13 protein-coding genes and 3 pseudogenes are annotated in these 18,629 nt (G+C 65.3%); 11 read left to right on the forward strand and 5 right to left on the reverse strand.

Going from position 1 to position 18,629, the window contains the following annotated elements:
- Positions 1–66: 66 nt before the first annotated feature.
- The gene (locus QX135_RS08095; protein WP_316176690.1) at positions 67–1,035 is read right to left on the reverse strand and encodes an SMP-30/gluconolactonase/LRE family protein; all 969 of its coding nucleotides are present in this window, start codon (positions 1,033–1,035) and stop codon (positions 67–69) included.
- An 89-nt stretch (positions 1,036–1,124) separates the two neighbouring features.
- On the opposite strand from QX135_RS08095, the gene QX135_RS08100 reads away from it, so the two are divergent.
- Positions 1,125–1,943: an NAD(P)-dependent oxidoreductase gene (locus QX135_RS08100; protein ID WP_315776410.1), complete on the forward strand. Its 819-nt coding sequence runs from the start codon at positions 1,125–1,127 to the stop codon at positions 1,941–1,943.
- A 137-nt stretch (positions 1,944–2,080) separates the two neighbouring features.
- Positions 2,081–3,787 carry an IlvD/Edd family dehydratase gene (locus QX135_RS08105; RefSeq protein ID WP_315813089.1) on the forward strand — a complete coding sequence of 569 codons (1,707 nt, stop codon included), beginning with the start codon at positions 2,081–2,083 and terminating at the stop codon, positions 3,785–3,787.
- Positions 3,788–3,795: 8 nt separating this feature from the next.
- Here QX135_RS08105 and QX135_RS08110 read toward each other — a convergent pair whose 3' ends face one another.
- A complete protein-coding gene (locus QX135_RS08110) occupies positions 3,796–4,581 on the reverse strand; it encodes an enoyl-CoA hydratase/isomerase family protein (RefSeq protein WP_315772451.1) in 786 nt (261 codons plus the stop codon).
- Positions 4,582–4,731: 150 nt separating this feature from the next.
- Between QX135_RS08110 and QX135_RS08115 the strand changes: the two genes are divergently transcribed.
- Positions 4,732–5,967: an NAD(P)/FAD-dependent oxidoreductase gene (locus QX135_RS08115; protein WP_316176689.1), complete on the forward strand. Its 1,236-nt coding sequence runs from the start codon at positions 4,732–4,734 to the stop codon at positions 5,965–5,967.
- Here the strand turns inward: QX135_RS08115 and rbsK are convergent.
- Together rbsK and QX135_RS08125 are read right to left on the reverse strand one after the other, a co-directional pair.
- Entirely contained in the window at positions 5,964–6,872 is a 909-nt protein-coding gene (rbsK, locus tag QX135_RS08120) for a ribokinase (protein ID WP_316176688.1), read from the reverse strand. The genes QX135_RS08115 and rbsK overlap by 4 nt on opposite strands.
- A 20-nt stretch (positions 6,873–6,892) precedes the next feature.
- Positions 6,893–7,786, reverse strand: coding sequence for a sugar kinase (locus QX135_RS08125; RefSeq protein WP_315737711.1), 894 nt, complete (start codon positions 7,784–7,786; stop codon positions 6,893–6,895).
- A gap of 205 nt (positions 7,787–7,991) precedes the next feature.
- Between QX135_RS08125 and QX135_RS08130 the strand changes: the two genes are divergently transcribed.
- From QX135_RS08130 to QX135_RS08140, 3 genes and pseudogenes are all read left to right on the forward strand, one after another.
- Positions 7,992–9,251: a Glu/Leu/Phe/Val dehydrogenase gene (locus tag QX135_RS08130; protein ID WP_315737188.1), complete on the forward strand. Its 1,260-nt coding sequence runs from the start codon at positions 7,992–7,994 to the stop codon at positions 9,249–9,251.
- Positions 9,248–10,096: a VOC family protein gene (locus QX135_RS08135; protein WP_316176687.1), complete on the forward strand. Its 849-nt coding sequence runs from the start codon at positions 9,248–9,250 to the stop codon at positions 10,094–10,096. Before QX135_RS08130 ends, QX135_RS08135 begins: the two co-directional genes overlap by 4 nt.
- 13 nt (positions 10,097–10,109) lie before the next feature.
- Positions 10,110–10,307: pseudogene (locus QX135_RS08140) on the forward strand (NAD(P)H-binding protein); the annotation flags it as partial.
- 928 nt (positions 10,308–11,235) lie between these two features.
- Here the strand turns inward: QX135_RS08140 and QX135_RS08145 are convergent.
- Positions 11,236–12,453 (reverse strand): cytochrome P450, encoded by a 1,218-nt coding sequence (locus tag QX135_RS08145; RefSeq protein ID WP_316176686.1) that lies wholly within the window; start codon positions 12,451–12,453, stop codon positions 11,236–11,238.
- Positions 12,454–12,732: 279 nt separating this feature from the next.
- Between QX135_RS08145 and QX135_RS08150 the strand changes: the two genes are divergently transcribed.
- The 5 genes and pseudogenes from QX135_RS08150 to QX135_RS08165 form a co-directional block, all read left to right on the forward strand.
- Complete coding sequence (locus QX135_RS08150; protein ID WP_315737712.1) at positions 12,733–13,419, forward strand: helix-turn-helix domain-containing protein; 687 nt, start codon at positions 12,733–12,735, stop codon at positions 13,417–13,419.
- Between the two features lies 1 nt (position 13,420).
- Entirely contained in the window at positions 13,421–14,611 is a 1,191-nt protein-coding gene (locus QX135_RS08155; protein ID WP_315737192.1) for an efflux RND transporter periplasmic adaptor subunit, read from the forward strand.
- An 84-nt stretch (positions 14,612–14,695) separates the two neighbouring features.
- The gene (locus QX135_RS08160) at positions 14,696–17,794 is read left to right on the forward strand and encodes a MexW/MexI family multidrug efflux RND transporter permease subunit (RefSeq protein ID WP_316176685.1); all 3,099 of its coding nucleotides are present in this window, start codon (positions 14,696–14,698) and stop codon (positions 17,792–17,794) included.
- A gap of 180 nt (positions 17,795–17,974) precedes the next feature.
- Positions 17,975–18,037 (forward strand): annotated as a pseudogene (locus QX135_RS32430) (hypothetical protein); the annotation flags it as partial.
- 3 nt (positions 18,038–18,040) lie between these two features.
- Positions 18,041–18,629: pseudogene (locus QX135_RS08165) on the forward strand (IS1182 family transposase); the annotation flags it as partial.

The raw sequence follows: 18,629 nt of genomic DNA on the forward strand, positions 1-18,629 counted from the left end.
AGGATGTGTAGGGTGGGCAAAGCGCAGCGTGCCCACCATTCACGCCAACAACAGAGCTGGTGGGGATCATCCCCCCAGCGCGCCTTGCGTATTCACGTAGAGCGCGTAGATCGACTGGCTGGCGGCCATGAACAGCCGGTTGCGCTTCAGCCCGCCGAAGCAGAGATTGGCGCAGCGCTCGGGCAGAGCGATGCGGCCAATCGGCGCGCCGTCGGGCGCGAACACCATGACGCCGTCGAGCTCGGGCGTGCCCATGCCCCAGCCGCACCAGAGATTGCCGTCGACGTCGCAGCGCATGCCGTCCGGCGTGCCCGCGCCGGCATCGATGTGGATGCGCTTGTTGGTAAGCTTGGTACCGTCGCCGGAGACGTCGTAGGCGAGGATCTTGCGGGTCGGCGCGCCGCGGGATTCGACGACGTAGAGGATGCTCTCGTCGGGCGAGAAGCACAGCCCGTTCGGCCCCAGCACGCCCTCGGCGACGATGGTCGCCCGGCCGGTGGTGCCGTCGATCCGGTACACGTTGGCGTCGATCTCGGGCTCGGCCTTGTAGCCCTCGTAATTGCCGAGCAGTCCGAAGGTCGGATCGGTGAACCAGATCGAGCCGTCGGATTTGACCACGACGTCGTTCGGCGAATTCAACCGCTTGCCGTCGAAGCTGTCGATCAGCACCGTGATCGAGCCGTCATATTCGGTGCGGGTGACGCGGCGGCCGCCATGCTCGCAGGTGACCAGCCGGCCCTGCCGGTCGCGGGTGTTGCCGTTGGCGAAGTTGGAGGGCTTGCGGAACACCGAGACAGCCCCGGTCTCCTCCTCCCATTTGAGGATGCGCTGGTTGGGAATGTCGCTGCACAAGAGATAGCGGCCGTCGCCGAACCACACCGGCCCTTCGGCCCAGCGCAGGCCCGTCGCCAGCCGCTCGACGGCCGACAATTTGAGCCAGTATTTCTCGAAGCGCGGATCGAGCGCCTGGATCGCCGGATCGGGATAGAAGGTGGCAGGGCGAAAGCCCTGGGCGTGAGCGTTTCCGTCGGACATCTGGCCGGTCCTGTTATTGCACCGTTACGATCTCTGCTATCATCCGCAAGCAATGACCGCAAACCTGCGGGCCGAACACGAGGGATGAAATGCCACGTATCTTGATGACCGGAGCGAGCGGTGGAATCGGCACTTCCTTGCGGAAGCTGCTGCCGCCGATCTATCCGGACCTTCTGCTCAGCGATCTCCGACCGCCTGCCGATCTCTCCAGCCAGGAGACGTTCAAGGCGGCCGATCTTGCCGACCTCTCCCAGGTCGAAGCACTGTGCGATGGCATCGACGGCATCATCCATTTCGGCGGCTATTCGGTCGAAGGTCCATGGAATGACATCCTGCAGGCCAACATCATCGGCGGCTACAACCTGTTCGAGGCGGCTCGCCGCAAGGGCGTCAAGCGCGTGGTGTTCGCGTCGTCAAACCACGCGGTTGGTTTCTATCCGCGCCATCGCAAGATCGACAACGACGTGCAACCGCGTCCCGACGGCCGCTACGGCGTCAGCAAGGTGTTCGGCGAAGCGCTCGGCTCGCTCTATGCCGACAAGCACGGGCTGAAGGTGACGTGCATCCGCATCGGCAATTTCGGCGACAAGCCGCTCGACCGGCGCCGGCTGTCGATCTGGCTGAAGCCGGAGGATCTGGTCCAGCTCTGCCGCATCGGCCTCGAGCATCCGGACATTCATTTCGATGTGCTCTATGGCGCCTCGTTGAACGAGCGCGCCTGGTGGGACAATCAGCGCGCCTACGATCTCGGCTATCGCCCGACCGGCCGCGCCGAGGATTTCCGCGAGCATGCTTTTGCGGAGCAAGCCAAGCTGCCCGCCGATCCGATCGGCGACTACTTCCAGGGCGGCGCTTTCTGCACCACCGAGTTCGATGGCGACACCAGCCGGATCATCGACTGGGGGTAATTGGCGTCGTCATTCCGGGGCGCGTCCGCAGGACGCGAACCCGGAATCTCGATGTGAGAGCGCAAGACAACTTCTGGATTCCTGGTTCGCGCTTCGCGCGCCCCGGAATGACGTTGAGAATGAAAGAAGAGAAGACCATGACCGATGGCCTGCGCAAGGGACTGACTGCCTACGGCGATGCCGGCTTCTCGCTGTTCCTGCGCAAGGCCTTCATCAAGGCCGCCGGCTATTCGGACGACGCGCTCGACCGGCCCATCGTCGGCATCACCAACACCTACAGCGACTACAACCCCTGCCATGGCAACGTGCCGCAGATCCTAGAAGCGGTGAAGCGCGGGGTCATGCTGTCCGGCGCGATGCCGTTCGTGTTTCCGACGATCTCGATCGCCGAGAGCTTCGCGCATCCGACCTCGATGTATCTGCGCAACCTGATGGCGATGGAAACCGAGGAGATGATCCGTGCCCAGCCGATGGATGCGGTTGTCGTCATCGGCGGCTGCGACAAGACCTTGCCGGCGCAGATCATGGCGGCGGTATCGGCCGACCTGCCGACGGTGGTCATCCCCGTTGGTCCGATGGTGGTCGGTCATCACAAGGGCGAGGTGCTCGGCGCCTGCACCGATTGCCGCAGGCTGTGGGCGAAGTATCGCGCCGGCGAGATGGACGGCAGCGAGATCGAGGCGGTCAACGGCCGGCTGGCGCCGTCGGTCGGCACCTGCATGGTGATGGGAACGGCCTCGACGATGGCCTGCATCACCGAGGCCCTCGGATTGTCGCTGCCGATGAGCGCAACGATTCCCGCGCCGCATGCCGAGCGCTTCCGTTCGGCCGAAGCCAGCGGACGCGTCGCGGCCGAGATGGCCAAGGCCAAGGGGCCGAAACCGAGCGAGCTGCTGACGCCGTCCGCTTTCAAGAATGCGCAGGTGGTGCTGCAGGCAATCGGCGGCTCGACCAATGGCCTGGTGCATCTCACCGCGATCGCTGGCCGGACCCCGCACACAATCGATCTCGATGCATTCGACCGCATCGGCCGCGAGGTGCCGGTGCTGGTCGATCTCAAGCCATCCGGCGATCACTACATGGAGCATTTCCACCACGCCGGCGGCGTGCCGAAGCTGATGAAGCAGCTCGGTGATCTCATCGATCTCGATTGCCGCTCGATCACCGGCCAACCGCTGCGCGACATCGTGGCTGCCGCCGAGGACGTGCCGGGGCAGGACGTGATCCGCTCGCGCGACGACGCGATCAAGCCGGAGGGCGGGCTCGCGGTGCTGCGCGGCAACCTGGCGCCGCGCGGAGCCGTCATCAAGCATTCGGCCGCGAGCCCCAAGCTGCTGCAGCACACCGGGCGCGCCGTCGTGTTCGAGTCGATCGAGGATATGACCTTGCGGGTCGATGATCCCGCTCTCGACGTCTCGGCGGACGACGTCCTGGTGCTGCGCAACGCCGGGCCCAAAGGCGCCCCGGGCATGCCCGAGGCCGGCTATCTGCCGATCCCGAAGAAGCTCGCGCGCGGCGGCACCAAGGACATGGTGCGGATCTCCGATGCGCGCATGAGCGGCACCGCCTTTGGCACCATCGTCCTTCACATCACGCCGGAGTCCGCCGTCGGCGGGCCGCTGGCGCTGGTGCGGACCGACGACATGATCCGGCTCGACGTCGCCAAGCGCAGCATTGACCTGCTGGTCGACGACGCCGAGCTGGACCGGCGCCGAGCTGCGCTGAAGCAAGCCCCGACGCCGGAATGGGCGGAGCGCGGCTATGCGCACCTCTTTCATGAGACGATCCTGCAGGCCGACGACGGCTGCGATTTCGACTTCATGCGCCGGAAAGGGAAGGGGTGAGCGCAGTCCTACTTTCCTTTGCTGGTGAACCGCTTCACGGCGGCGCGGAATTCATCCGTGTGCATGCAGTTGATGATTGCGTCGCGCTCGGCGGCGAGCTGATCCTCGACCGCGCTGGTCGGTGCGCGATGGATCAGCGCCTTGGTCGCCGCGAGCCCAGCTGGCATGTTCTGCGCCAGCCGCGCAGCCAGCGCGTCGGTAGCTGCGACGAGCTCGGAGGCCGGGACGATTTTCGCGACCAGTCCCCATTCGTATGCCTGCGCCGCCGTGAAGCTGTCCTCGGCCAGGAATATCTGCAGCGCGCGCCGCACACCGACGGTCGTAATGACACCGACCGTGCCGCCGCCGTCGGGCGAGACGCCGAGCTTGGCATAGGCCGGCGTGAAGCGCGCATCCTCGGCCGCAATGCAGAGATCGGCCGCGAAGGCCAGCGACATCCCAGCACCGGCGGCGGAGCCGTGAACGCTGGCGAGCACGATCTTGTGCATGCGCCGCAGGCTCGCGATGAAGGCGTGGTAGTGGTGCAGCAGCTCGCTCACGACAGGCGTGATGGTGTCGGCCTCGGCGGCAGCGCCGATCGTCTGCAGGTCGCCGCCGGCGCAGAAGGCGCGGCCTTCGCCCTTGAGGACGAGCACCCGGATGGTCGGGTCCGCCTCGACCTGCGCCGCGAGCTGTTCCAGGCGCTGCGCGATGGCGAGGTTGATGGCGTTGAACGCTGCCGGTCGGTCCAGCGTGATGGTCGCGATCGGGCCGTCAATGCTCAGGCGAGCGGGGTCCGCGGCTGCGTCCGACATTCAATCCTCCCTTGCATGGTTGTTGCCGCATTTAAAGCGCACAGCAGGCCGGTGACAATGCCGGGGAAGTCTGCGACAACCCGGCTCGGCTGGCATGACGGGAGGTAAACCCGCAGCAGACATGGCGTGCAAACACGGGATATGGACAGAATGGGGCAGGACGCAGTGACGAAGGGACCGGTTGTGATCGTGGGTGCGGGGCATGCGGGTTTCCAGCTCGCGACCTCGCTGCGTCAGGCAGGCTTTGCCGATCCCATTCACCTGATCAACGACGAGCCGCATCTGCCGTATCAGCGCCCGCCGCTGTCGAAGGCGTATCTGAAGGGCACCGGCGGTCCCGAAACCTTGATGTTTCGGCCGCAGAAGTTCTACGCGGACCAGACCATCGATCTCGTCTATGATCGTGCCGTCTCTGTTCAGCGCGATCAGCGCAAGGTGTTGCTCGCCTCCGGCAGGACGCTCGACTATGGGCACCTCGTGTTCGCGACCGGTGCGCGCAACCGCCTGCTCGACATTCCCAATGCCAGCCTCCCGGCGGTCCGTTACTTGCGCATCCTCGACGACAGCGAAGCGCTCAGGACCTTGCTGGGCGATGCCAAGCGGGTCGTCGTGATCGGCGCCGGCTTCATCGGCCTCGAATTCGCGGCCACCGCACGCATCAAAGGGCTCGAGGTCGACGTGCTCGAGCTCGGCGCGCGGGTGATGGCGCGGGCGGTGACGGCGGAAATCTCCGACTACTTCCAGAAACAGCATGCCGATGCCGGCGTGCGCATCCATCTCGGCGTGCAGGCCACCAGCATCGAGGCCGACGGCAACAACGTCACCGGCGTCAGCCTCAGCGATGGTCGGCACATCCCCGCTGACCTCGTCGGGGTCGGCGTCGGCGTGCTGCCGAATGTCGAGCTCGCCGCTGAGGCAGGATTGCAGGTCGCCTCCGGCATCGTCGTCGACGAATATCTGCTCACCAGCGATCCGCACATCTCGGCCATCGGCGACTGCGCCCTGTTCGTCAGCCAGCGCTTCGGCGGGACGCTGCGGCTGGAGTCGGTGCAGAACGCCACCGATCACGCCCGCTGCGTCGCGGCGCGGCTGACGGGCGACGTCAAGCCCTATGACGGACAGCCGTGGTTCTGGAGCGACCAGGGCAATGACAAGCTCCAGATCGCGGGGCTCACCACCGGCTATGATCAGGTCGTGCTGCGCGGGGATCCGGCGCAAAAGGCGTTCTCCGCGTTCTGTTACAAAGAGGGCCGGCTGGTCGGCATCGAGTCCGTCAACCGTGCCGGCGACCATATGTTCGGCCGCAAGTTGCTGGCTGCGGGCGGCACCTTGGATGCAGCCAAAGCCGCCGATCCCAGCTTCGACCTGAAGAGCGCTCTCGCTTAGAGCAGCGCGCGCACCTCCTCTGCGGTCGGCATCGAAGGGCCGGCACCCATCCGCTGCACCGAGATCGATGCGGCGATGTTGGCATAGCCGATCGCATCCGCGATCGCCGCGCCCTGCGACAGCCGCGCGGCGAGCGCGCCGACGAAGCAGTCGCCGGCGCCGGTGGTGTCGACGGCCTTGACCGCGCGGCCTTCGACCAGCCGGGCCTCGGCGCCAGAAACCGCGACCGCACCGCGCGCGCCGAGCGTGACGCAGACCGTCTGATCGTCGCGAGGCTCGAGCGCGCGAACCGCCTCATTCACCTGCTGCGGCGTCGGCGCGTCGCCGAGTTCGATCCCGGCCAGGAAACTGAGCTCGGTTTCGTTCAGCACGAGCACATCGACCAGTGCGAACAGCGTGCTGTCGAATGCGCTCGCCGGGGCGGGGTTGAGGATCGTGGTGGCGCCGGCCGTTTTGGCACGCTGGAAGAACGCGGTAATGGTCGCCTGCGGAATTTCGAATTGGCTGATGGCCACATCGTCCGGTGCCAGACTTACCTGGGCCACATCGTCGGCGCTGACCTCGGCATTGGCGCCCGGGATCACCACGATCGTGTTGTCGGCTTGTGCGAGCGTGATGATCGCCGTTCCGGTCGACGCGCCCGCGCTGTCCTTCACGGCGGTGAGATCGATGCCCTGAGCCGTGAGAAATGCGCGCAACTGCTCGCCGAAGGCGTCGCGGCCGAGCCGGCCGATCAGCGCCGTCGGCACGCCGAGCTTGGCCGCGGCGACGGTCTGGTTCGCTCCCTTGCCGCCCGGAAAGTACATCACCGACCGGCCGGCGACGGTCTCGCCGATGCGCGGATGGCGCTCGGCCGTCGCCACCACATCCATGTTGATGCTGCCGGCGACGACGACCCGCCCCATCCGCTTGCTCCCCACAGCCGCTAGACGCGCGCCTCGAATTCCTGCCTGACCAGCTCGATGTCGGCGAGGGTCGGCAGGCCGGCCTCGTTGCCGAGCTTCTGGATCTTGAACGTCGAGGCCGCGCGCGCGAACTCGAAATGCTCCTTCCAGCCCTTCGCCGGATTGGCGAGGTACGAATACACATAGGCGCCGTGGAAGACGTCGCCGGCGCCGTTGGTGTCGATCACGCGCTCGCGCGGGATCGGATAGGCCGGCAGCGTATGCACGGCGCCGACCTCGTCATACCAGAGCAGGCCCTTCTCGCCCTGGGTGACGCCGCCAATGCGGCAGCCGCGGCTCTTCAGGTAGTCGAGCATCTTCTCCGGCGTGAGATCCATCTGCTCGCACAGCCGCTCGGCCACGATCGCGACGTCGATATATTCCAGGAGCTCATGGGTGTTGGCGCGCAGGCCGCCGCCGTCGAGCGAGGTCAGGACGCCGGCCTCGCGGCACAGCTTGGCATAATGCAACGCGGCGTCGGGCTGGTGGCCGTCGACATGCAGCGCCCGGCAATTGCCGAGATTGAGCAGCGGGAACGGGTGGATATGCGCATCGTCGCGGCAACGCACGATCGCGCGCTTGCCGTCCTTCGGCATGATGAAGGACAGCGAGGAGGCATTGACCTTCCGGGGATGGACGGAGATGCCGTATTTCGCGGTCATGTCCTGGAACATCCGCCCGAGCCAGTCATTCGCGACGGTGGCGATCAGGTCGGGCACGATGCCGAGCTTGGCGCAGCAAAATGCCGCAGTCACCGCATTGCCGCCGAACGAGACGGCATAGTCGGATGCCACGTGCTTCTCGTCCCCCGTCGGCATGTGGTCGGTGATGAACGTCACGTCGATGTAGGTCTGTCCGATGAAGAGGGCCTGCATTGCCATTTCTGTCTCACTAAGGGGTGATCGCGGCCCCGGCGCCGCAGATTAGCAAGCGGTCAAAGCGGATCAACGCTGAAATTCTTCGTCAAATCGTCACCATGGTGGTTGAGATCGGCCGTCTGCTACCGGTGGCCCCCTGCCGCCGGCGCTCGGGTCGCGCTATGGTTGCCGGCCTGCAGAAACGCAGATTCGGGAGTGGAATATGACTGTCTATGCGGGTCCGGTCTTCGAGATGGCCACCAATCAGTTCAACGTGATCGCCGACCATCTTGGCATCCCAGCCGACGAGCGGGACCGGCTTCTCTTGCCGAAGCGGGCGATCACCGTCTCGTGTCCGATCCACAAGGATGACGGCACGATCGCGGTCTATGAAGGCTACCGGGTCCAGCACCTCCTGACCATGGGACCGACCAAGGGCGGCACGCGCTTTGCTCCCACCGTCGACATCGGCGAGGTGGCGGCGCTGGCGATCTGGATGAGCTGGAAGTGCGCCCTCGTCGGGTTGCCTTATGGCGGCGCCAAGGGTGGCGTCAACGTCGATCTGTCCAAGCTGTCCCGGCGCGAGCTCGAATCGCTGTCCCGCCGCTACATGCAGGAGATGATCCCGTTCGTCGGCCCGCATACCGACGTGATGGCGCCCGACATGGGCACCAACGAGCAGGTGATGGCGTGGTTCATGGACACGTATTCCATGTACCAGGGGCAGACGGTGATGGAGATCGTGACCGGCAAGCCGGTGTTCTCCGGCGGCACCTTGGGTCGCCGCGAGGCGACCGGCCGCGGCGTCGCCCATGTGTCGAGGCGGGTGATGGATGAGCTGGGCATCGACCCGACCAAGTCCACCGCGGTCGTGCAGGGCTTTGGCAATGTCGGCTCCTATGCCGCGCTCGGTTTCCACCAGATGGGCATGAAGGTGATTGCGGTCAGCGATCACACCGGCGCCCTCCATGATCCCCGTGGTCTCGACATCCCGGCCTTGATGGCGCACGCCGCCAGGCACGGCAGCATTGCCGGCTTCTCCACCGAGCTCGCCTTCGATCCGCGGGAGATCCTGACCCTGGCCTGCGACATCCTCGTGCCGGCGGCTGTCGAGCGCGTGATCGACGCCAAGGTGGCGGCGAACCTGAAATGCCGCGTCATTGCGGAAGCCGCCAATGGCCCGACCACGCCGGATGCCGATCTGGTGCTCGACCAGCGCCGCAACGAGATCTTCCTCATTCCCGACATTCTCTGCAATTCCGGCGGCGTCATCGTCAGCTATTTCGAATGGGTGCAGGATCTGCAGCAGCTGTTCTGGGAGGAAGAGGAGGTGATGCGCAGGGAGTACCAGATCCTCGACCGTGCCTTCGAGCGCATGTTGACGCGCGGCAAGGCCGACGGCATCTCCCACCGGACCGCGGCGATGGCGATCGGAGTGGAGAAGGTGCGCGCCGCCAAGAACTCGCGAGGGCTGTTTCCGTGATCACCGGGCTCGACCACGTCGTCGTCCTGCTGCAGGACATCCAGGCCGGCAGCGCCGCCTTCGAGACGCTGCTGGCACGCAAGCCGTCCTGGCAGAATTCGGGCGAGGGCGCCGATCGCGTCCTGTTCACGCTCGACAATATGAGCCTGGAGCTGATGGCCCCGATGGGCCAGAGCGTGGCGGCCGACCGCATCCGCAACGTCATCAAGATCTGGGGCGAGGGGCTCGCCAGCATCTGCTTTGCCACCAACGACATCGCCAAGATGCATCGCAGATTGGAGCGCGTGGCGCTGAAGCCGGACCCGATCACCGAGGTCGAGAACACCGATCGCGTCTCGGGCCGGAGGCTGCATTGGAAGCGCACCCGCGCCATGACCGATCTCACGCGTGGCGTGCGCATGTTCTTCCTCGAGCTTGCAGAGCCGCGCCCGCCGTCCGCCAAGACCGCCGATACGGCCGTGCTCGGCCTCGACCATATCGTGATCTCGACCGAGGATCCCGAACGCGCCGCCGCGCTCTACGGCGCGCGGCTCGGGCTCGACATGGCGCTCGACCGCAGCCATCAGGAATGGGGGCAGTTGATGTTCTTCCGCTGCGGCGACCTGATCGTCGAGGTGGTGAAGCGGCCGGTCGCCGGCAACGACAAGGCCCATGACAAGCTGTGGGGCCTGAGCTGGCGTGTCGCCGACATCGAGGCGACGCGCGCGCGGCTGCTCGCCGCCGGCCTGCAGGTCTCCGAGCCGCGCGCCGGCCGCAAGCCGGGCACGCGGGTGATGAGCCTCTACAGCGGCACCTGCGGCATCCACACGCTGATTTTGGAGAAGACGCCGCGCGCGGCGGCGTGAGGTCGAAGCGGAGCCGACGGATGCCCAGGCGATCGACTATCAAGCCCATGTGAACGCGCTGGATGCTGCGCGGAGTGCTGGTGTGAGTCACTTCGTCCTGCTGTCCGCCATCTGCGTGCAGAAGCCGCTGCTGGCGTTCCAGAAGGCCAAGCTGGCGTTCGAAGCGCATCTGCTGGAGCAGGGGCTGACCTACTCGATCGTCCGCCCGACCGTTGAGTCCCGTCTGTCTCCCCGTCATTGCGAGGAGCGAAGCGACGAAGCAATCCAGAGTCGCGTGCGCGGCCCTGGATTGCTTCGCTTCGCTCGCAATGACGATGGTGAGAGTTGTGTCGGGGCGGTGAGACTTAAGCTGACGGAAGTGAGACATGAAGGTCCCATCTCGCGGCGCGTTTTCGCGTCCGAGCTTTGCTGATCGTCCTGCCCTCCTTGGGAAGAGGGCACGGGGAATGCCGGGCGCTGGCCGCACCCATGGCCCGCCTGCGAAAAAAATGCAGGCGGCAGGAACCACAGGTTCAGCCGAGTACACCCGGCATTCCCCGCGCGATGGTTTGACGGCTGCTTCGCGTTCTCCCCGGTGCGCCGGGCTTTCTGGCCACCGTTGCCCGCGCGACGCGTGAGCGCCAACGCAGGCGTAATACCAGCATCGGGGTATCAGGACCACGCGACTTGACCGTGCGCATCGCTGCCGTTCGTCGGCGCAGGAATCACCCACGCTGCAGCACCAACACGCCCACCGCATCCCGCACTCGACGTTCGTGACGACCGCGAAGCGCCCCTCTTGTGAGGCGGGACGGGAGAACGTATACATCAATTCTGAAAAAAAGAAAGAGATTTTTTCGAGGAGTGGGTGTCGGCCGGAGCGGGCGAGTATCGCCTTCTTTATGTAGCCGGTCAGACTTTCCGACAGCAGCGCGTAGGGCGGATGAGCGAAGCGTAATCCGCCGCGCCGGCAGCAGTGAACATGCATGTCACAAGGCGTCGCTTGAGCGCTGGTTGTGACCGGCGAGGAGATATCGCTGATGAAATGCGGGTCTTTCGACAGCATCCGGCCGTGTCAGCGGCGGATTACGCTTCGCTCATCCGCCCTACAAATCACAGACTGAGGTGCTCCGGTCACTCCGCACAACGTGATCCTCGCCTCAGCCGACCACGCAAGGCACGTTCATGAATCCCCGAAACCGCACCCGGCCGCCGCGCACCGGGGCGCCGTCGAGCTGATAGTTCGGAAACCGCCTCACGAAGCGCGCAATCGCGACCGCGCCCTCCAGCCGCGCCAGCGCCATTCCGGCGCATTGATGCGCGCCGGTGCCGAAGGCGAGGTGGCGGTTGGCGAGGCGGGTGATGTCGAAGCGTTCGGGATCGTCGAACTGGGCGGGATCGCGGTTGGCAGCGCCGATGCACAGCGTAATGGAGGTGCCGGGCTCGAGCGTGATGTCGCCGAGCGTGACCGGCTCGGTGGTCATGCGGTTGCCGAGCTGGTTCGAGCTCTCGTAGCGCAGGATCTCCTCGACGGCGGTGCGGATCAGGTTGGGGGCCTCGATCAGCCTCTCGCGCTCGGCCGGATGCTGGCATAGCAAGACGAGACCGTTGCCGATCAAATTGGTCGTGGTCTCGTGTCCGGCATTGAGCAGGAAGATGCAATTGTGCAGGAGCTCCTTTTCGCTCAGACGCTCGCCGTCGGCCTCGCCCTGGATCAGGCGCGTCAGCACGTCGCGCTCCGGATTGCCGGGTGCCGCGCGGCGGCGTGCGACCAGCGTTTCCAGATAGGCGAGGAAATCGCCGACCGCCTGGTTGCCGCGGGCAAGTTGCTCGCGCGTCAGCACGGGCTCCAGCGCGCCGAGGATGGCAAGCGACCAGTCGCGTAAGGGGCCGCGCTCCTCGTGCGGCACGCCGAGCAGGTTGCCGATGACCTCGATCGGGATCGCCGCGGCGAAATCCTCGATCAGCTCGAATCTGTCCTTCGCTGCAATCCGGTCCAGGAGCCCATCGACGAGCGCAATCAGAGCGGGCTCCATCTCGGCGATCGCCCGCGGCGACAGCGCGCCCATGATCAGGCGGCGCACCCGCGTGTGCGCCGGGGGATCGTTGAACACGAGGCTCGTCGTGTGATGCTCGTAGAGCAGCGTGTCGCCATATTTCGGCGCGAACTCGCGCTTCTTGTCGGATGAGAACGTCTTCGTGGCCTTGTAGGCGGTGACGAGATCGTCGTAGCGGGTGAGGAAATAGGAGCCGCTGCGGAGGCGCTTGACCGGCGCATGCTGGCGCAGCGCGCGGTAGGTCGGGTAGGGATCGGCGTAGAACTCAGGCGTCAGGCGCTCGAGATCGAACTGGCTGGCGAGCGCTGCGTCGTCGGTCATCGATGGTCCTCCCGTCCGAGTCTCGTTTGTTGCTGCGACCGTCGCACGGTCGGCAGCAGAAGAAAATGTGCGACCCGGCAGCGCCGGGCACCGAGGGCAGGATCGGACCGCCCGCCCTGCCGCAGATCCGCCGCTTTCAGAGGTATAGAATTGCCTTTGGCAACGGTGAAATCCCGCCAGCGATTTCAGGGACTTGGCCGCCAAACCCTGCTGCGCCGCGGCATCTTTCTTGACATAGATCAAGTGAGTATTTACTCACGGCCGATGTCCACTTTGCGCATGACAAGCGATCTCCGCAGGCAGCTGATCCTCGGTGCAGCCAAGCGCTGCTTCGCGCGTCATGGCTATGCCGGCACCACGACCAAGAGCGTGGCTGCCGCAGCGGCGATCTCGGAAGCGCTGCTGTTCAAGCATTTCCCCTCCAAGGCGGCGCTGTATGCGGAGATCCTCACCGAGGAGTGCGAGACCGACCCGGATTTCGAGGTGCTGCTCAGCCAGGAACCTTCGACCGCGACGCTGGTCATGCTGATGGCCGGGATGGTCCGGCATTTCCTCGGCATTGCCGACGGCCCCAATGAGGAAGAAGAGCAGCGGCTGCGGCTGATGGCGTCGAGCCATCTCGATGATGGCGAATTCGCAAGGCTGCTGTATGCGAAGATCGATGATCTCATCGGCGCCAAGTTCGTTGACTCGCTGGTGACAGCCGTTGCCTCCGGTGACGCCGTGCGCTTAGTGGCCGCGCCCCGCGACCTGTTCTGGTTCGCGCATCACACCGTGTTGATGGCGGCATTGACGCGGCTTCCATCCGTTCCATGTGTGCCGTATGGAACTGCGGCGAGCCTGGAGCGCCAGCTCAGCGAATTCATCCTGCGCGGCATCGGACTGACCGACGCCGCCATTGCGTGCTACCTCGATCACGAATTGTCGCAACCTCCGGTCCGGCCGGCGACGGCAGAAAGTGCATGACATGAACATTGCGACCGAACCCAAGCTCTCCGGAAAGCCGGTCGACGACAAGCCGCGCAAGCGCACCCGCCCGGTGCTGTGGTTCATCGTGATCGGCGGCCTGCTCGCGGCGCTGGTCGGCGGCCTCGTGTGGTTCAACATGTTCCGCGACAAGATGATCGCGCAGTTCTTCGCCAACATGAAGCCGCCGCCGATCAGCGTCACCGTCGCGACCGCGAGCCCGGAGACCGTGCCGAACCTGCTGACGGCCGTCGGCGATCTCGCCGCCGTGCACCAGGTCAACGTGACCTCGGACGTCAGCGGCCGCATCACCGACATCATGTTCACCCCGGGCTCCACGGTGAAGCAGGGCGCGCCGCTGGTGCAGCTCTATGACGCGCCGGATCAGGGCGATCTCGCCAACTACAAGGCCCAGGTGACCGTGGCGCAATTGTCGCTCGATCGCGCCAAGCAGCTGGCATCGCGCCAGTTCGGGCCGCAGGCGACCGTCGACCAGGCCCAGGCCGCCTACGACCAGGCGCAGGCCGGCATCGCCAAGACCGAGGCGCTGATCGCGCAGAAGCTGGTGCGCGCGCCGTTCGACGGCGATCTCGGCGTCCGCAAGGTCGAGGTCGGCCAGTATCTCAGCGCCGGCACGCAGATCGTGTCGCTGACCGATCTGTCGGAGCTGTGGGTGAACTTCACCGTGACGGAGAAGGACAGCGGCCAGCTCAAGGTCGGCCAGACCGTCCGCATCGGCGTCGATGCCTATCCGGGCCGGACCTTCGAAGGCAAGATCACCACGATCGAGCCGCAGATCGCGACCGACACCCGCAACATCCGCGTGCAGGCGACGATCGCCAATCCGGAGCGCATCCTGAAGCCGGGCATGTTCGCCACCGCCACCGTGGTGCTGCCGGAGAAGCCGCCGGTGCTGACGGTGCCGGAGACCGCGGTCGACTACACGCTCTATGGCGACTCGGTGTTCGTGATCAACGAGAAGAAGACCGACGACGGCAAGACCGCGCTGACGGCCGACCGGATCTATGTGCAGACCGGAGATCGCATCAATGGCCGCGCGGTGATCCTGAAGGGCCTGAAGGAGGGCGATCGCGTCGTCGCCGTCGGCCAGCTCAAGATCCAGTCCGGCGCTGCCGTCGCGATCTCGACCGATCCGCCGCCGCCGGTGCCGGCGAAGCCGCCGCGCTACTGAGCGAGCCTCTGAGCCAATGCCGGGCCGCCTCCATGAGGCGGCCCGCCCGGACCTCATCTGACTTCTGCTGACGGGATTGCCGCGATGCGTTTCACCGATATCTTCATCAAGCGCCCGGTGCTGTCGGTCGTCGTCAGCCTGCTCATCCTGCTGCTCGGCCTGCGCGCGGCGTTCGAGCTGCCGATCCGGCAATATCCGAAGCTGTCCAACACGGTCGTCAACGTCACGACCGTCTATCCCGGCGCCTCCGCCGACCTCATCCAGGGCTTCATCACGACGCCGCTGGAGCAGGCGGTCGCGTCCGCCGAGGGCGTCGACTACATCACCTCGTCCTCGGTGCAGGGCACCAGCACGATCCAGGTCTTCATCAAGCTCAACTTCGATCCGAACCAGGCGCTCACCGAGGTGCTCGCCAAGGTCAATTCGGTCCGCTACCTCATCCCGAAGGAATCCAACGACCCGATCGTGACCAAGACCACGGGGCAGACGACGTCGGTGATGTATCTCGGCTTCTCCAGCGAGGAGCTGTCGGGATCGGCGATCTCGGACTATCTGACGCGCGTGGTGCAGCCGGTGCTGTCGACGGTCGACGGCGTCGCTGCGGCCAACATTCTGGGCGGCCAGACCTTCGCGATGCGGATCTGGCTGAACCCCGAGAAGATGGCCGGCCGCAACGTGTCGCCGACGGATGTCGCGGCGGCGATCGCGGCCAACAACTTCCAGTCCGCGGCCGGCCAGGCCAAGGGCTACTTCATCGTCTCCAACATCACGACGAATACCGGCCTGACCGACGTCAACCAGTTCAAGCGGATGATCGTCAAGGCCAAGGACGGCGGCTTCGTCCGCATGGAGGACATCGCCACCGTCGAGCTCGCGGCGCAGAGCACCGATGCCAGTGTCGCCTTCAGCGGCGAGCGCGCGATCTTCATCGGCGTCGACGCGACGCCGCAGGGCAACCCGCTCAACATCGTCAAGGGTGTGCGCGCGCTGTTCCCCGACCTCGAGCGCAACCTGCCGCCATCGATGAAGATGAAGGTGGCCTATGATTCCACCAAGTTCATCCAGTCCTCGATCGACGAGGTCGAGCATACGCTCGGCGAAGCCGTCCTGATCGTCATCGTCGTCATCTTCCTGTTCCTGGCGTCGCTGCGCTCGGTCATCATCCCCGTGGTGACGATCCCGCTGTCGCTGATCGGCGTCTGCACGATGATGCTGGCGTTCGGCTTCAGCATCAATCTGCTGACGCTGCTGGCCATGGTCCTGGCGATCGGCCTCGTCGTCGACGACGCCATCGTCGTGGTGGAGAACATCCACCGCCATCTGGAGGAGGGCAAGGCGCCGGTGCAGGCTGCATTGCAGGGCGCGCGCGAGATCGTCGGTCCGGTCATCTCGATGACGATCACGCTGGCGGCGGTGTATGCGCCGATCGGCTTCCTCGGCGGTCTGACCGGCTCGCTGTTCCGTGAGTTCGCCTTCACGCTCGCCGGCTCCGTCATCGTGTCGGGAGTCATTGCTTTGACGCTGTCGCCGATGATGTGCTCGGTGCTGCTGAAGAGCGCCGATGAGGGCCGCTTCGCGCGCCTCGTCAACCGGGTGTTCGGCGCGATGACGCGCTGGTACGGCCGCCGGCTCGACCGCTCGCTCGACTACCGGCCGGTGACCGCGCTGTTCGCGCTGACGATCCTCGGCCTGGTCGGCTTCCTCTACATGCACACCTCGAAGGAGCTGGCGCCGGAGGAGGATCAGGGCATCGTGTTCTCGATCACCAAGGCGCCGAAATACGCCAACATCGACTACATCAACTTCTACACCGACAAGGTCGACAAGGCATTCGCGAAGTTCCCCGAGACCGACCTTCGCTTCGTTCTGAACGGCATCCTCGGCCCGCAGGGCGGCTTTGCCGGCATGCTGCTCAAGCCCTGGGACGAGCGCACGCGCTCCTCGATCAAGCTGAAGCCGCTGGTGCAGGCGGAGCTGTCGAAGATCGAGGGCATCAACGCCTTCGCCTTCAACCTGCCGGCGCTGCCGGGCGGCCCCGGCGGTCTGCCGGTGCAGATGGTGATCAGCTCGACCAGCGGCTTCCAGGCGGTCTATGAGCAGATGGCCAAGCTGAAGGACGCCGCGCGCAAGAGCGGAATGTTCATCGTCTCCGACAGCGACCTCGAGTTCAACCAGCCGGTGGTCAAGGTCTGGATCAATCGCAGCAAGGCGAGCGATCTCGGCATCACCATGCAGTCGATCGGCAACACGCTCGCGGTGCTGCTCGGCGGCAACTACATCAACCGCTTCAACCTCGAAGGCCGCTCCTATCAGGTGATCCCGCAGGTGCCGCGCGACAAGCGGCTGTCGCCGGAATCGCTGTCGGGCTACTATGTCGCGACCGCCGCCGGCCAGCAGGTGCCGCTGTCGACGGTGGTCAACATCGAGACCGCGACCGACCCGAACTCGCTGACGCATTTCAACCAGCTCAACTCGGCGACCTTCTCCGCCGTGCCGATGCCCGGCGTCACGGTCGGGCAGGCGGTCGACTTCCTGGAGAAGCAGGCCAAGAACCTGCCGTCCGGCTTCAGCCACGATTATCTCGCCGACGCCCGTCAATACGTCCAGGAAGGCAACCAGCTCGCCATCACCTTCGGCTTCGCGCTGATCATCATCTTCCTGGTGCTGGCGGCGCAGTTCGAGAGCCTGCGCGATCCGTTCGTGATCATGATCAGCGTGCCCATGGCGATCGTCGGTGCCTTGATCCCGCTGTTCTTTGGCCTCGCGACCATGAACATCTACACCCAGGTCGGCCTGCTGACGCTGGTCGGCCTGATCACCAAGCACGGCATCCTGATGGTGGAGTTCGCCAACGAGCTGCAGCTCAACGAGGGGATGGACCGCCGCACCGCCATCGAGACGTCCGCGCGCATCCGCCTGCGGCCGATCCTGATGACGACGGCGGCGATGGTCACCGGCTTGATCCCGCTGCTGACCGCGTCCGGTGCCGGCGCCGCCAGCCGCTTCTCGATCGGCCTCGTCGTCGTCGCCGGCATGTCGATCGGCACTTTGTTCACGCTGTTCGTGCTGCCGGCCGTCTACACCGTCATCGCCACCGACCACCAGGCCGCCGCCAAGTCGCAGCGCGCGCGGCAGATCGCCCAGTTCGACGCCGAGACCGACCACGCGCTGAAGGCGACGTGAGCAGTTTCTGAAGATCAACGGCGGCTGCATCGGCAGAATCCGGTTCGTGCGATTGACAGCTACGTCAACGCTCTCGATCTGGCCAAGCTTGGCTTCCGCCACGCCAAGCGGAGGGGATCGGGTGTCGGGCAGCCGCCGTACGATCCGGCGGACCTGCTGAAGCTTTATCTCTATGGTTATCTGAACCAGATCAGATCGTCGCGCCGGCTCGAGCGTGAAGCCGGCCGCAATCTGGAGCTAATCTGGTTGTTGAGGAACCTGAAGCCCGGCTATCGGACGATTGCGAACTTCCGCAAGGAGAACTGGGCTGCCTTGAAGGCGGCGAACCGTAGCTTCGTCCTGTTGCTGCAGGAGATCGGGCTGATCGGCGGGACCCTGGTCGCGGTCGACGGCGCGCTGTTCCACGGCAATGCCAGCAAGGACAGCATCTTCACGCGCGGGAAGCTCGCCAAACAGATCGCCAAGCTCGATGAGGAGATTGAGGCGTACGGCAAGTCTCTCGACACCAACGACGCGGCGGAAGCGAAGCAGCCCGACGACGGCAAGGATGGCAACAAGGATGGCGGCGATGTCGGGGACAAGATCAAGGAGCTGATGGCCAGGCGTGAACGCGCACAGTCCGATCTGGAGAACCTGGACAAGGGCGACAAGGGACAGGTGTCGAAGACCGATTCCGATGCGCGACTGCTGAGCAAGGGCGACCAGACGATCGCAGGCTACAATGTCCAGAGCGTCGTCGACGACAAGCATAAGCTGATCATCGCCAGCGAGGTCGTCAATCGCAGCGATACAGGACACCTTCATATGATGGCGAAGGCGGCCAAGGAGGGCCTCC

It is taken from the genome of Bradyrhizobium sp. SZCCHNR1098 (assembly GCF_032489375.1).
Classification (GTDB): Bacteria; Pseudomonadota; Alphaproteobacteria; order Rhizobiales; family Xanthobacteraceae; genus Bradyrhizobium.